10 protein-coding genes and 1 tRNA gene are annotated in these 13,617 nt (G+C 38.6%); 4 read left to right on the top strand and 7 right to left on the bottom strand.

The features are described from left to right. Positions 1-142 precede the first annotated feature (142 nt). Together FTU34_RS12450 and FTU34_RS12445 are read right to left on the bottom strand one after the other, a co-directional pair. Positions 143-1,522 (bottom strand): wax ester/triacylglycerol synthase family O-acyltransferase, encoded by a 1,380-nt coding sequence (locus FTU34_RS12450; RefSeq protein WP_180035511.1) that lies wholly within the window; start codon positions 1,520-1,522, stop codon positions 143-145. A gap of 166 nt (positions 1,523-1,688) precedes the next feature. Continuing rightward, positions 1,689-2,423: a phosphoadenylyl-sulfate reductase gene (locus tag FTU34_RS12445; RefSeq protein WP_168379034.1), complete on the bottom strand. Its 735-nt coding sequence runs from the start codon at positions 2,421-2,423 to the stop codon at positions 1,689-1,691. Positions 2,424-2,622: 199 nt separating this feature from the next. On the opposite strand from FTU34_RS12445, the gene thrH reads away from it, so the two are divergent. Continuing rightward, a complete protein-coding gene (gene thrH, locus FTU34_RS12440) occupies positions 2,623-3,240 on the top strand; it encodes a bifunctional phosphoserine phosphatase/homoserine phosphotransferase ThrH (protein WP_180035512.1) in 618 nt (205 codons plus the stop codon). Between the two features lie 72 nt (positions 3,241-3,312). Here thrH and FTU34_RS12435 read toward each other — a convergent pair whose 3' ends face one another. From FTU34_RS12435 to FTU34_RS12415, 5 genes are all read right to left on the bottom strand, one after another. Beyond that, positions 3,313-4,548, bottom strand: coding sequence for an OmpP1/FadL family transporter (locus FTU34_RS12435; RefSeq protein ID WP_180035513.1), 1,236 nt, complete (start codon positions 4,546-4,548; stop codon positions 3,313-3,315). Between the two features lie 359 nt (positions 4,549-4,907). After that, positions 4,908-6,080, bottom strand: coding sequence for an OmpP1/FadL family transporter (locus FTU34_RS12430; protein ID WP_180035514.1), 1,173 nt, complete (start codon positions 6,078-6,080; stop codon positions 4,908-4,910). A gap of 304 nt (positions 6,081-6,384) precedes the next feature. Beyond that, positions 6,385-7,638, bottom strand: coding sequence for an OmpP1/FadL family transporter (locus FTU34_RS12425; RefSeq protein WP_180035515.1), 1,254 nt, complete (start codon positions 7,636-7,638; stop codon positions 6,385-6,387). Between the two features lie 543 nt (positions 7,639-8,181). Next, positions 8,182-8,254 (bottom strand) — tRNA-Arg (locus FTU34_RS12420). A gap of 73 nt (positions 8,255-8,327) precedes the next feature. Further along, positions 8,328-9,716 (bottom strand): amino acid permease, encoded by a 1,389-nt coding sequence (locus tag FTU34_RS12415; RefSeq protein ID WP_111885597.1) that lies wholly within the window; start codon positions 9,714-9,716, stop codon positions 8,328-8,330. Positions 9,717-10,046: 330 nt separating this feature from the next. On the opposite strand from FTU34_RS12415, the gene prpF reads away from it, so the two are divergent. The 3 genes from prpF (at position 10,047) to FTU34_RS12400 (ending at position 13,460) form a co-directional block, all read left to right on the top strand. Then, a complete protein-coding gene (prpF, locus tag FTU34_RS12410) occupies positions 10,047-11,237 on the top strand; it encodes a 2-methylaconitate cis-trans isomerase PrpF (protein WP_180035516.1) in 1,191 nt (396 codons plus the stop codon). Between the two features lie 206 nt (positions 11,238-11,443). Next, complete coding sequence (locus FTU34_RS12405) at positions 11,444-12,421, top strand: GGDEF domain-containing protein (RefSeq protein ID WP_180035517.1); 978 nt, start codon at positions 11,444-11,446, stop codon at positions 12,419-12,421. A 130-nt stretch (positions 12,422-12,551) separates the two neighbouring features. Then, the gene (locus FTU34_RS12400) at positions 12,552-13,460 is read left to right on the top strand and encodes a polyprenyl synthetase family protein (RefSeq protein WP_078193048.1); all 909 of its coding nucleotides are present in this window, start codon (positions 12,552-12,554) and stop codon (positions 13,458-13,460) included. The last annotated feature ends 157 nt before the right edge of the window (positions 13,461-13,617 follow it).

The following is a 13,617-nucleotide window of genomic DNA, read 5'->3' as shown; positions in this document are numbered from 1 at the left end:
GCTTATACACATAAATTACTCCAAAAAATTAATCAAAGTTCAAATACTAAAAAATCCGTCTAGATTGTTTAATTTAGACGGTTTTTTAATTTTTGATGGTTCAATCTGCTGATGAACTGATACTAAGTTGTGAAGCAGGCGGTTAGCTAACCGCCTGTAACTTTGGGGAATCTTGATTCACAATAGCTTCAAATCGTTGGATTTCTTCTTCCAAATGCGTCAGTAAATTTTGCATTTTTGGCAGTGCATTACGACATGCAGTTAGACCCACTTCAAGCTTATCTAAATAGCTAGTCATAGTGATATTAAGCGCTTGACCATCTAACACTATGGACGCAGGGTAGAGCGCTTCTAAGCGTGCGCCATTCCAATATAACGGCTCTTGTGGGCCGGGAACATTTGAGATGACCAAGTTAAAGGCCTGACGTTTTGGCATAAACCCTGATGCAATATTTAAACCTGCTGCACTGTAGACAAAGGCACTGTAGTTTAAAATTTGATTCGAGTTCATCCGCTTAAAGCGTTCTTTGGCATTGAGCACACTACGACGCACAATCTTCAACCGTTCTAGCGGATCTTCTTTATGGGTTCCTAGGTTTGCCAAAATCATGGTAATACGGTTAGACATATCTGAATCATCGGTACGAACTGATGCAGGCACCATGGCAATCAATGGCTTTTTAGGTAAAGCATTTTGTGTAATTAAATATTCACGTAATGCGCCTGAACAAATTGCGAGCACTATATCGTTAATTGTTACACCAAGTGACTTGGCAATATGTGACAAACGTGAAAATTCAAAAGACTGAGCAGCGAAACGACGTGAAGAACTGACCCGTTGGTTTAATATTGAACTCGGCGCTTGGAAGCTAGATACATAATCTGGGTTACGCCCCATATCTTTCATTACAGTTTGTGATAGTTCATACAAAACTCGTGGAGTTGAGTCAAGTTGTCCCTTAATGGTCGATAACAAACTTTTCATACGACTGACTTTAGGCTGTTTGAGGCGTTTTGCACGAGGGCCTTCCACACACCATGGCGGTACAATACTTTTAGCATCTGGGTCATGCGAAAGTGATTTTTCAACTAAACGCATACCTGCAATGCCATCAACCATCGCGTGGTGGATCTTGAAGTACATGGCAAAACGATTGCCTTCAATGCCTTCAATAATATGGCAAGTCCAAAGCGGTTTTGCACGGTCAATCAGCGCACTGTGTTCTTGAGAAATATAAGTCAAAAGTTCACGAATACGACCGGGATGCGGCAGTGCGATATGGCGGAAGTGATGATCTAAATCAAACTCTTCGTCTTCATCCCAAAAGAAGCCATTGAGTTTATTGTTAAAAGGAGGAATAGGAATGGATTTTGAATTACGAATATCTGCGACTAAATCTTGAATAAAAGTATCAGGTGCATTGTCAGGGATCTGAAATAAAAATAGGCCACCTACGTGCATCGGTTGTTGCCGTTTCTCTAAATTTAAGAATATGAAATCAATAGGATGTAATGGACGCATAGCGTTGATTGCCTCACTGCAATTTCTACAGCTGCTCATGTATGAGTAGCATTGTTAGAATTATTAAATTGTCATTTGCAGTATAGCGTTTTTACGTTGAAATGATACGGAATTATGTGTATCGATGCGTTGAAAAAACCACTGCTGTGCAGTGGTTTTGTGCTCTTTATTTTTTCATGTTGCCTGCGTGTAAGCCGCATTCTTTATGGGTTGCATCTTCCCACCACCAGCGACCTTCACGTTCGTGTTGATTCGGTAAAACAGGTCGAGTGCATGGTTCACAGCCAATCGAGATAAAGCCACGTTCGTGTAGTGGATTATATGGAATTTCCATTAGACGGATATAGTTCCATACATCAGCGCTAGACCAGTTTGCCAAAGGATTGTATTTAATTAATTGCTTGCCCGGACCTGAAAAACCTGGGTCAGCTTGTACCACTGGAATTTCATTACGTGTACCAGGGCTTTGGTCCTTACGTTGACCAGTGATCCACCCATCTAAAGTGGCTAGTTTTTTACGCAAAGGTTGTACTTTGCGGATACCACAGCATTCTTTATGTTCATCTTGATAAAAGCTAAAAAAGCCCTTTTCTGTCACCAGTTTTTGTACCGCATCACTTTCTGGGAAACAGATTTCGATATCAATTTTATAATGTTTACGGACAGTATCTAAAAATTGGTAAGTTTCAGGGTGTAAGCGACCGGTATCTAAACTAAATACACGAAATGGAATCCCTAAGTTCGATGCAAGATCTATCAGTACAACATCTTCTGCACCAGAAAAGGAAATCGCAACTTCACCTTGCTGGCTTAGCGCAAGTTTCATAATCTCAGAAGGTGATTTATCTGCATATTCGGATGCAAGTGCATCGACAAGGTCAATAGTAGGGATGGTAGTCATGAATGTCCTGGCTATAGGCTTGGAACGTTAAAACCTATATTAATTTATTTCAGAACTATTTTAATGGAAATGCTAAAACACACTTATCACTAAAAAATAGATACTTATGAAAAAAATAGATTTAAAAAAGAACAATGCATTTTTTTATTCTTCCGCTATGATATTGAAAATTTTTTTCACTTAACAGAGGGTAGAGTGCATGGAAGTCGTTTGTTTAGATCTAGAAGGGGTTTTAGTACCTGAAATTTGGATTAATTTTGCGAAAAAAACAGGCATTAAAGAACTTGAAGCAACGACTCGTGACATTCCAGATTACGATGTGTTGATGACTCAACGTTTAAATATCCTAAAACAACACGGTTTGGGTTTAAACGATATTCAAGACGTAATTGCAGATATGGGGCCATTTGAAGGTGCAAAAGAGTTTGTAGAGTGGGTACGTACTCATTTTCAATTGATTATTCTTTCAGATACTTTCTATGAGTTTGCACATCCATTAATGAAGCAACTTGGTTGGCCAACGATTTTCTGCCACAAATTAGAAACTGATGAAAATGGTATGATCTCAGCTTATAAGCTTCGTCAACCTGATCAAAAGCGTAAAGCCGTTCAAGCATTGCATGGGTTAAACTTCCGTGTGATTGCAGCAGGTGATTCATATAACGATACGACGATGCTTGGTGAAGCTGATGCGGGTTTCTTATTTGATGCGCCTGATAATGTGATTGCTGAATTTCCACAGTTCCCACCAATTCATGGCTATGATGCACTAAAAGAAGCGATTCGTAATGCTTCAGTTCGGGATATTCCAGCATAATTCTGAATAGCAAGTTATAGAAAAGGGCGCTTATAGCACCCTTTCTGTTTAATCCAAAGTTTTTAAGGCAACTTAGAAACGATAGCCTAATTTTAAGCTATAACCGATCGCGTCATTATCTTCAAAATTAGCTACGTATTTATCACCACCAAAGTCAGAAGCTACTTGAGATTTTGCATCACCAAGCATGAAGTATTTGACTCCCGCTTGAAGGAATGTTTGAGGTGTCGGAGAGAACTGACCACCTAAACCAACACTCCAATAACCTTCAGTTGGACCTAGGGTTGAAACTGGGTTGCCAGCCCCAGAGTCCCAACCGACCATGACTGTACCTGCCCATTGATCATTAAACTTACGACCTATACCAACGTTTGCTGATATTTGATCTTTTTCGTATGCAACTAAATCAAATCCTTGAGGCTTTCCTGTTTGGCCTGCAACTAATGGGCGTTGGGTTGCTTCGCCAAATTGATGAGGACGAATTGCAAAATTAGACCAATCTACCCAACGAAGCTGTGCAAAGGCAACGGTATTGGCCATGATGCCTGACTGTAAATCTAAATTTACAGATTGAGGTGTTGTAATCGTCGTATCACCTTCTGTACGCAAGCGTTGCGGATAAATGCTTAGATTCATTAGTCCAGTAAAAGATTCTTCTGCTCTTACATCATGATCGATTTCAGAGCGATAAGTCACAGATGCCTTTAAAGCAATTTCTGGAATTTGGAATGCAGCACCAGCTAACCAACCAACACTTGAATCTTCTTCAATGGATGCTTTATAGCCAGAAAATAATGAGTATGCTGTACCAGCTAATTGAATATCACCCTTAACAGTTTGGTACACAGCACCGCCATAAAAATTCCAATTTTCAGTTGGTTGATAACCAACTAAAAAGTTGAGATTTTGAGTTTTGACTTCGACTTCTGTAGGAGTATTTACTTGGTTAATATTGGCGTTAAATGCGCCATGTTCAAGTTTATACTTTGCTTCGGCACCAAATGGTTGGTCGTAAATTAAACCAACAGAAATTTTTTCATGTGGTTGCAATTTAATAGCAGCGCTAGGGAAGTAATAAGATTCTGCCATATCACCCAGTTCTTTACCGCGTGAAGCTGCATTCGAATAGTTATCAGTCATTTTCCCTGAAACGTCTGCATCTAAAACTGAAATCCCTGCTTCTAAATAATTACCCGGTTGTAAAAATGCAGAAATTGACTGCCCAGAGCGATCCATTGCTGCTGCAAAAGCCCCTGTCATTGGTAAGCTGGCAAATAAAATGGCACTTGTTAATGCTTTTAAGTTCATTTTTCTACTTTCCTAGTATAAAAAACGCGTCAATGCGTTAATAAAATTTAAAGATATGTAATTTTTTTAATCATATCTTGCACCAAAAAATAGCATAATAAAAAAAGAGTAAAGACTCTAAATTTGAACTTAGGGTAAAAAAAAGCTGTTGATTTTAAATAATTAGAATAAATACTTTAATAATTTTTAGATAAACTATTGTTATTAAATATATAAAATAAATATCCATTAAATTATTGATATAAAATCAATTGTTTGAAAAATAAGCAACTTGTATAAAATTCTAAATGTATTGTGTGAAATGGGTCACATGCAAAAATAAAAAAAGCCCCATATAGGAGCTTTTAGTTTTTTAATTCTTAGAAGCGATAGCCAATTTTCATGCCATAACCAAGCGCAGTATTGTCTTTGAATTCGCCAACAACTGTACCGCCAGTTTGCGCTTTCGCATCTCCTAACCAGAAGTATTTCACACCAGCTTGAATGAAATAGTTCTCAGCAGGGCTGTATTGACCGCCTAAACCAACACTCCAGTAGCCTTCAGTTGGGCCAAGTGTTGTTACAGGGTTACCTGCACCAGAGTCATAACCGACAGCTGCAGTACCCGCCCATTTATCATTGAACTTACGAGAAATACCTGTAGTGATTGAGTACTGATCGTCAGAATAATCAATTAAATTGTTGCCGCCTGAACGTTGGAATAATGCTTGCGGTGTCACTACAAATTGATCCCAATGAACCCAACGAAGGTTAGCAAAAGCTAAAGTGTTTGCAGCAATACCAGTTTGTAAATCTACGTTTACAGATTGGGGTGTAATTGCATCAACACGAGCGTCAGCTAAACCGATCGTAGTACCTGTAGGTAGAGTAACATCAGGAGCAACAGTCATAGGAGATGAAAGCGTATAAGTTTCTTCACCAGTTGCTTTGTGCTTGATTTCTGAACGATACGTTACAGAAGCTTTTAAAGCAATTTCTGGAATAGAGTAGGCGAAACCTGCTAACCAACCATATGCTTCTTCTTCAGCAATCTTGATGTTATAACCAGAAAGGCCTTGGTAAGCTAAACCACGGAGTTTGATATCTGCTTCAACAGTTTGCCATACTGGACCTGCATAGAAGTTCCAGTTCTCTGTTGGTTGGTAACCAATTAACGCTGTTAGGTTTTGTGTATCAACTTCAACACTTGTACCCGTGCCGTTTGAACCGAAGAAAAGTGAATTGCTGTCGTAAGCTGCATCTGCACCATACGGTTGATCATAGATCAAACCTAAAGAAATTTTATCTGTCGCTTGTACTTTAATTGCTGCTGAAGGGAAGTAGTAGTCTTCACCCATGTCATCAACTTTATTTTTCAGTAAATCTTGACCTTCTACTTTTGGGTCTAAAATAGAAATGCCAGCTTCTGCGTAGTTACCAGGTTGTAAGAATGCTGAAATAGACTGACCTGAACGATCTAGACCCGCTGCAAATAATGATGCTGTTGGTAAAGCGGTAAGTAAAATTGCGTAGCTAAGGTGATTTAAGCGCATACTTTTCCCTGTTTGTAACTTTTGATGTTATTTCAATGTGTGGAAAGTAACATAAATAGAAAAACAGTAAATAAGAGTTGCTACTCTAAAAATGAACTGTATAAGTTAAAAAATAAGCAATTCTAGAGTAATTATTCTAGAGGGTGTTATTTATGTTTATGATTTATAAATAAAAAAATAGAGTATTTAACTTAATGTTTATCTTTGAACTTAAGAAATTCAAATGCTCAATCTATGAACATTTGAATTAAATTATTTTTACAATAGTAGATTGGATATATTTCCAATCTACTAATACCGAGAATTAGAAGCGGTAACCGATTTTTAGACCGTAAGCCCATGCATCGTTATCTTCAAATGATGCAATTGAGTTGTTAGTGCCAAACATTGACGCAGGTTGTGCATCAGCATCACCTAGCATTAAGTATTTCACACCACCAGCAATGAAGTAGTTCGGTGCAGGGCTAAATTGTAAACCTAAACCGACGTTCCAATAACCTTCAGTTGGGCCAAGGGTAGAAACTGGGTTGCCTGCACCTGTGTCGTAACCTACAGAGACATTACCAGCCCATTTTTCACTTAACTTACGACCAACACCTACAGTTGCTGAAATTTGATCATCAGTATAAGACACTAAATCAAAACCATTCGGGTTATCTGGTGTTTGACCTACTGCGCCTAAAGTGCGGCCAATTTGATCAAATTTTTCTGGGCGGATGCTAAAATCTTTCCAATTTACCCAACGCACATTTGCAAATGCAACTGTATCCGCCATGATACCTGTTTGGAAATCAAGGTTTACGGATTGAGGTGTAGTAATGTTTGTTGTTGTATTTTCATCGAAAATGGCGTTTGCTGGATTGCTTGTAACTAACGCCATTATGTTACTTTGGCCAAATTCACGAGTTGATGCTTCATGTTCAATTTCAGAACGGTATGTAACCGATGCTTTTAAAGCAATTTCAGGAATTTGATAAGCAAAACCAGCTAACCAACCTACAGCTGAATCTTCCTTCATTGTTGCATTATATTTACCCAAACCATTTGCTGAACCATAAGCTGCACCACGAAGTTGCACATCACCTTTCACAGTTTGATAAACTGCACCACCATAAATATTGATACTTTCAACAGGCTGATAGCCAACAACGAAAGAAAGGTTTTGAGTAGTTACTTCAACTTCAGTATTTTCACCATTTAAATGAAATAAGCCCGTTCCAGCAGCTACTAATGGGTCATTTGCTGAATATGCTGCGTCAGCTCCAAAAGGTTGGTCATAAAGCAAACCGAATGAGAAGTTTTTTGTAGGTTGAACTTTAATTGCTGCTGTTGGGAAATAATAATCACCCGCCATATCGGATAGATTCCCACCACCATATGCAGCTTTAGCTTTACCTTCTACTGTTGGATCTAAAACCGAAATACCTGCTTCAAAATAGTTCCCTGGTTGTAAAAATGCAGACATAGATTGTCCTGAACGATCTAGTGCAGCTGCAAAAGCCCCTGTCATTGGAACTGAAGCAAGAATCATGGCTGTAGTTAAAGTTTTTAATTTCATTCTTCGTCATTCCTTGAGATACGAATTTGATTTTTATGGTTACTGCAAATATTCGTTATGGAAAACTTTTTAATACTCTTGGGCTTAATTGTTACTCCATGTGACAAAAATAGCACAATTAAAATAAGAGTAAATGCTCTAGATTAAAAAATATGATTGAAAAACGAACTATTTAGAGTAAATGTACTAATTAATACATATAACATTTTGATTATTATTTAATATTTTTAGTTACTGCATTATTTTCTAAACCTAAAAATAATTGAAAAATATTTTCATATGGGCAGTCATAAATTGATTTTTTGGCCTTATAGACCACGCCATGTGTCGTTTTTTGCATTGACAAATAGATGGTTAGGGAATCTAAAGGTGCTATTCAATTCTTCTTAAAAACAAAATCTCAAGAGTAATATCAGTAAAAACAAAGATTAAGTTAAAAAAAATTAGATATGAATTTTGAATTTAGATTTAAGAATTCTGAATTTAGTTTTATTGATAAATGTGAGTTGAAAAAATCAGAGAGGTGAGGTGTCCAAAAAATTGTGCGCTCTGCGGGACTCGAACCCACGTCGGTCGCTTAGGAGGCAACTGCTCTATCCAGTTAAGCTAAGAGCGCAAGACGGAGGCTAATGTACTCCTATTTTAGCTAAAAAAAAAGTTATTGCCGAAACAATAACTTTTTAAATTACTTAGTCTTTATGAACTTCATTGGGGTCAATGTCGCTCAAATCTTTAGGATTAAGATAGTTAAACATTAATAACATGACTGTAATCCAAACAGGGATCATCAGAACAGATTCCATAAAGCCCTGAGTCCACATAATAAATAGAACTAAAGCAATAAAGATCAGAACGATGTAGTTGCTGACTGGTGCCCAAAGTGCAGGATATGAGGTTTTAAAATTCAAAATACGTTTTGCACGACGGAACTGTAAGTGAGTCATGGTAATCATCGCCCAGTTCAGGACAAGCGCACCAACAACAACATACATTAAGTGACCAAGTGCATCTTCAGGTACGAAGTAGTTTAAGAGTACACAGCCGAAAATCAATACTGCAGAAAGTAATACTGCTGGAATTGGCACGCCACTTTTGTTAGTTTTTGCGAAAACTTTTGGGGCATTACCTTGTTTTGCCAAGCTGTAAAGCATACGGCTATTGGCATACATACCGCTATTATAAACAGACAGTGCTGCAGTTAGGATAATGAAGTTCAGTAAATGTGCAGCCCAATCAATACCCAGTTGGCTAAAGATCATCACAAATGGGCTTTTGTCTAGACCACCTAGTTCAAGCTGATTCCATGGCACAAGTGACAATAGAATAGTCAAAGAACCCACGTAGAAAATCAAAATACGAAATACAACTTGGTTAATTGCTTTTGGAATAGTTTCTTTTGGATTTTCAGCTTCCGCTGCCGCCATACCAATCAGTTCAATACCGCCGAAGGCGAACATCAAGAAAGCCAGCATGAAGAACAAACCTTCAAAACCATTTGGGAAGAAGCCGCCCTGACTCCATAAGTTGGTAAATGATGCTGTTGAATTAGCATCTGCAGTAAGTAGCAAATACAAACCAAATACGATCATAGAAATAACTGCAGTGACTTTAATAATCGACAGCCAAAACTCAGATTCACCATAAAACTTCACATTACCTAAGTTTACTAAAGTAATGATCACGAAGAAGAACAGTACAGATGCCCACGCTGGAATATGAGGCCACCAGTAGTTGATGTATTTCGCAACAGCGGTGAGTTCTGTCATTGCCACTAAAATATAGAGAATCCAGTAGTTCCAACCTGTTAAGAAACCTGGAAATTTCCCCCAATATTTATATGCAAAATGGCTAAATGAACCCGCTACAGGTTCATGGACGATCATTTCACCCAACTGACGCATAATTAGAAAGGCGATCAGACCGCCAATGGCGTAGCCGAGAATAATGGATGGTCCAGCAGATTGAATCACATGCGCTGAGCCCAAGAATAAGCCTGTACCAATTGCACCACCCATGGCAATCAATTGAATATGACGATTCTTTAAGCCACGCTTGAGTTCGGAGGAATTGGTAGTCAAGTTACTCTTCCCGAGAATGGTTTAATTTTGGTAATTGTAATGTATAGAGAATGAATAGCCTAGTAGCTCAAAATTTATGAAAAATATTTATATATTTAATAACCTATTTTTCGTTTTAAATGCTGAATTAAAAATTTATGAATCAATAGATTAATTTTATTTTAATTGAAATTCTTATACTTGGCTTTATATGGAAAAGGTATCGAATGTTGTTTTTTTATACTTAAGTCATGTGATTGTTAAAACTTCAATTAAACATTGTATGATGCAAAAGCGCAGAAAAGAACGCTCTGCCAAAACACAATGATAAAGATTAAGGATTCAATAAAAATGAGTTTTGCTCCCCAAATTAAGATTCCAGCAACTTATATGCGTGGTGGTACTAGTAAAGGTGTATTTTTCAAGCTAGATGATTTGCCGCTTGCAGCACAACAAGCTGGAAAAGTTCGCGACCAACTTTTATTACGTGTGATTGGCAGTCCAGATCCTTATGGTAAACAAATTGATGGGATGGGTGGAGCGACATCAAGTACCAGTAAAACCGTGATTTTGGCAAAAAGTTCACAGCCTGAGCATGATGTAGACTATCTATTTGGACAAGTGTCGATTGATAAAGCATTTGTCGACTGGAGTGGTAACTGCGGAAACCTAACAGCAGCAGTTGGTGCATTCGCCATTTCAAATGGTTTGGTTGAGGCATCACGTATTCCTGAAAATGGTTTATGTACGGTTCGTATTTGGCAAGCCAATATTCAAAAAACCATTATTGCGCATGTACCTATTACTGATGGTGCAGTACAAGAAACTGGTGATTTTGAACTAGATGGTGTGACCTTCCCAGCAGCCGAAGTTCAAATTGAATTTTTAGACCCCGCAGATGATGGTGAAGATGGCGGCGCTATGTTCCCTACAGGGAATTTGGTCGATACCTTAACCGTACCCGATGAAGGCAGTTTCCCTGCAACATTTATTAATGCAGGCATTCCAACCATTTTCTTAAATGCAGAAGATATTGGTTATGTCGGCACTGAACTGCAAGATGCGATCAATGGTGATGCCAAGGCATTGGCCCGTTTTGAAAAAATCCGTGCTTATGGTGCGCAGCAAATGGGTTTGATTTCAGATATTGCTGAAGCAGAACAGCGTCAACATACTCCAAAGATTGCATTTGTTTCAAAGCCGAAAGCCTATACATCTTCGAGTTCTAAACATATTTCAGAACAAGATACGGACTTATTGGTTCGTGCCTTATCAATGGGGAAACTGCATCATGCCATGATGGGCACAGCGGCAGTTGCCATTGGTACAGCTGCGGCGATACCGGGGACGCTTGTGAACTTAGCCGCGGGTGGTGGGGAGCGAGAAGCTGTGCGTTTTGGACATCCATCTGGGACGCTACGTGTAGGTGCGCAAGCAATTTATGAAAATGGTCAGTGGGTCGTTAAAAAAGCCGTGATGAGCCGAAGTGCGCGTGTCTTAATGGAAGGCTGGGTGCGTATTCCTGCGGATAGTTTAGATTAAGTATTTAACATCTCATTTGAAATCAGCCTCTGCTTTGCAGGGGCTTTTTTTTGCCTTTATCTTTTATATGAATAAGCAAATCATGAATTGGTATATATTTTTATATAATATGAACTGCATTTAATATTAGAAATTTTCTGTGATTTATGTCAGATTAATTTTGTTAGCATTTTGCGTAGCTTTACCCTGAAAAAAGTAGCGAAACCATGCTTAAAAAAGACTTAATAAAATCGGACCTACCTACTGAACAATTGGCTGTATTAGAAGCGTTGCCAATGCCTGCTGCGTTATTTTCCGCGACAGCTGAGCTGATATGCGCCAATCAAATATTTAAACATCGATTTCAGTCAGACTTACAAGAGATCGTATTAAATCATGTGTCCGTGATGCAGCAAAAAACCAAAGCCACAAGTTCTGAGTTTGATTTACGCTGTTTAGAGAACGATAGCATTGAACCCTTTATGTATAGTGAAAATGAACGGCATTATTGGTTTACGCTCAAACCAAAGTTTCAACAAAGTGGCGATTTGGAACATGTGTTGTTGTGCTGTGCGGACATTACAAATTTAAAGCAATTCGAATTATCGCTGTTGAAACATAACCAACAACTCGAACAACAAGTTTATTTTGATTATCTGACAGGGATAAAAAATCGACGTGGATTTGATTTAGACCTTTCTCAGTGGCAAAAAAGCTTCGCGGTTGAACAAGCCAATGAAATTTGTTTGATGATGCTCGACTTAGACAATTTTAAGCAAATCAATGATATCTACGGTCATGCATTTGGCGATGAAGTTTTAAGAAAAAGTGCGCAGCTTTTAAGGATGCAAATTAGTCAACATGCAGATGCACAAATATATCGCATGGGTGGGGAAGAGTTTGCAATGATTTTGCCACGCACAGCTATATCGACTGCATGTTCGATTGCACAACAATGTTGTGAGCAAATCTATGCTTCTTCGATGAATTATGCAGATAAAGCTCTACAACTGAGTATCTCATGCGGAGTGGCCTTGTGGGATGGTACAGAGTCATTTTTTGAAACATTGGCACGTGCCGATCGGGCTTTGTATCAAGCCAAGAAAGGCTCGAAAAATTGTACCTGTTTTAATGATGGACAAAATGTGGCTCTATTTGAGGAAACGACATTTAAAAAACCATCAGACTGTGGGAAAAACACATAGATTTAGGCCGTAACATAGAGAAAGATTTGAGAAAGCAGTATGATGCAACAGGTCAAAATTGACAGAAAACATTGGCAGTCGATTTGCTAATGAACGAAGCAGTTAAATATTTAAAGTATTTGAGGTGAATGTGTCTTCTTTAACAGACGTTTCCACACATGCCCTGACAGAAGCGCAGCAGCGTATTCAGCAGGATTTACTGACAGCGCTTGATGCATTTTCAATTCCAGAACCCTTAAAAGGGGCGGTGTATCATGCTGTGATGTTGGGTGGAAAACGCGTTCGACCGGCACTTTGTTATGCAACAGCAGCGTTAAAACCCAATACAAATTTTGCAGCCGTACGCCGTGCTGCTGTGGCGATTGAATTTATTCATTGTTATTCATTGGCACACGATGATTTGCCGTGTATGGACAACGATTTACTCCGTCGTGGTCAACCAACCTGTCATGTGGCTTTTGGTGAAGATACGGCTTTACTTGCTGGCGATATTTTACAATCGATGGCTTTTGAAGTTTTAGGCAGCCGTCTTTTTGATCAAGGCCCAGCCGTTGAAGCGCCGATCATCTTGAAGCAAATGCAAATTTTAGCGACAGCAACTTCAAAAATGGTCAATGGACAAGTCCTAGACTTACAAGCGGAAGGCAAGCATGTCAGTCAAGATGAACTTGAAAACATTCATCGAAATAAAACTGGTGCTTTAATTTCTGCTGCAATCATGATGGCGGCAGTGACGATATTTAATGGTACAGACCAAGCTATTCCTAAACTCCGCGAATTTGGTCTAGCGATTGGTTTAGCCTTTCAGGTGCAAGATGATATTTTAGATATTATTGCTGACACTGAAGCATTGGGTAAAACAGCAGGTAAAGATCAACAAGTGGATAAATCGACATATCCTGCGTTAATGGGTCTCGAGCAAGCGCAAGCTTATGCAGAAGAATTACATGCTCAAGCGCTTCAAGCTTTGGATTATTTTGCAGAAGATGCGGCAGAATTACACAAGATCACGCAGTTTTTATTAAAACGTCAAAGTTAATATGACGTAGTAAAGACATTAGCCCACACATTTAACATGTTGTGGGCTTTTTTTATATCAAGTACATTTGGAACAGAAGTCAATAAACCATCTACGGAATAGCTAAATGGATGACATGATAAAAAACAAAAAAGGACGCTAGGCGTCCTTTTTTGCA

The sequence above is a fragment of the Acinetobacter sp. YH12094 genome, from assembly GCF_013419295.1.
In the GTDB taxonomy this organism is placed as follows: Bacteria; Pseudomonadota; Gammaproteobacteria; order Pseudomonadales; family Moraxellaceae; genus Acinetobacter; species Acinetobacter amyesii.
The sequence above is the reverse complement of the archived record's forward strand: the minus strand, read 5'-3'. Positions and strand labels throughout refer to the sequence as shown.

Bases quoted from the DNA above. Each gene is read 5' to 3' on its own strand.
- FTU34_RS12425 (WP_180035515.1), bottom strand. From the start codon at position 7,638: ATGAAATTAAAAACTTTAACTACAGCCATGATTCTTGCTTCAGTTCCA.
- FTU34_RS12430 (WP_180035514.1), bottom strand. From the start codon at position 6,080: ATGCGCTTAAATCACCTTAGCTACGCAATTTTACTTACCGCTTTACCA.
- FTU34_RS12450 (WP_180035511.1), bottom strand. From the start codon at position 1,522: ATGCGTCCATTACATCCTATTGATTTCATATTCTTAAATTTAGAGAAA.
- prpF (WP_180035516.1), top strand. From the start codon at position 10,047: ATGAGTTTTGCTCCCCAAATTAAGATTCCAGCAACTTATATGCGTGGT.
- FTU34_RS12435 (WP_180035513.1), bottom strand. From the start codon at position 4,548: ATGAACTTAAAAGCATTAACAAGTGCCATTTTATTTGCCAGCTTACCA.
- FTU34_RS12445 (WP_168379034.1), bottom strand. From the start codon at position 2,423: ATGACTACCATCCCTACTATTGACCTTGTCGATGCACTTGCATCCGAA.
- FTU34_RS12405 (WP_180035517.1), top strand. From the start codon at position 11,444: ATGCTTAAAAAAGACTTAATAAAATCGGACCTACCTACTGAACAATTG.
- thrH (WP_180035512.1), top strand. From the start codon at position 2,623: ATGGAAGTCGTTTGTTTAGATCTAGAAGGGGTTTTAGTACCTGAAATT.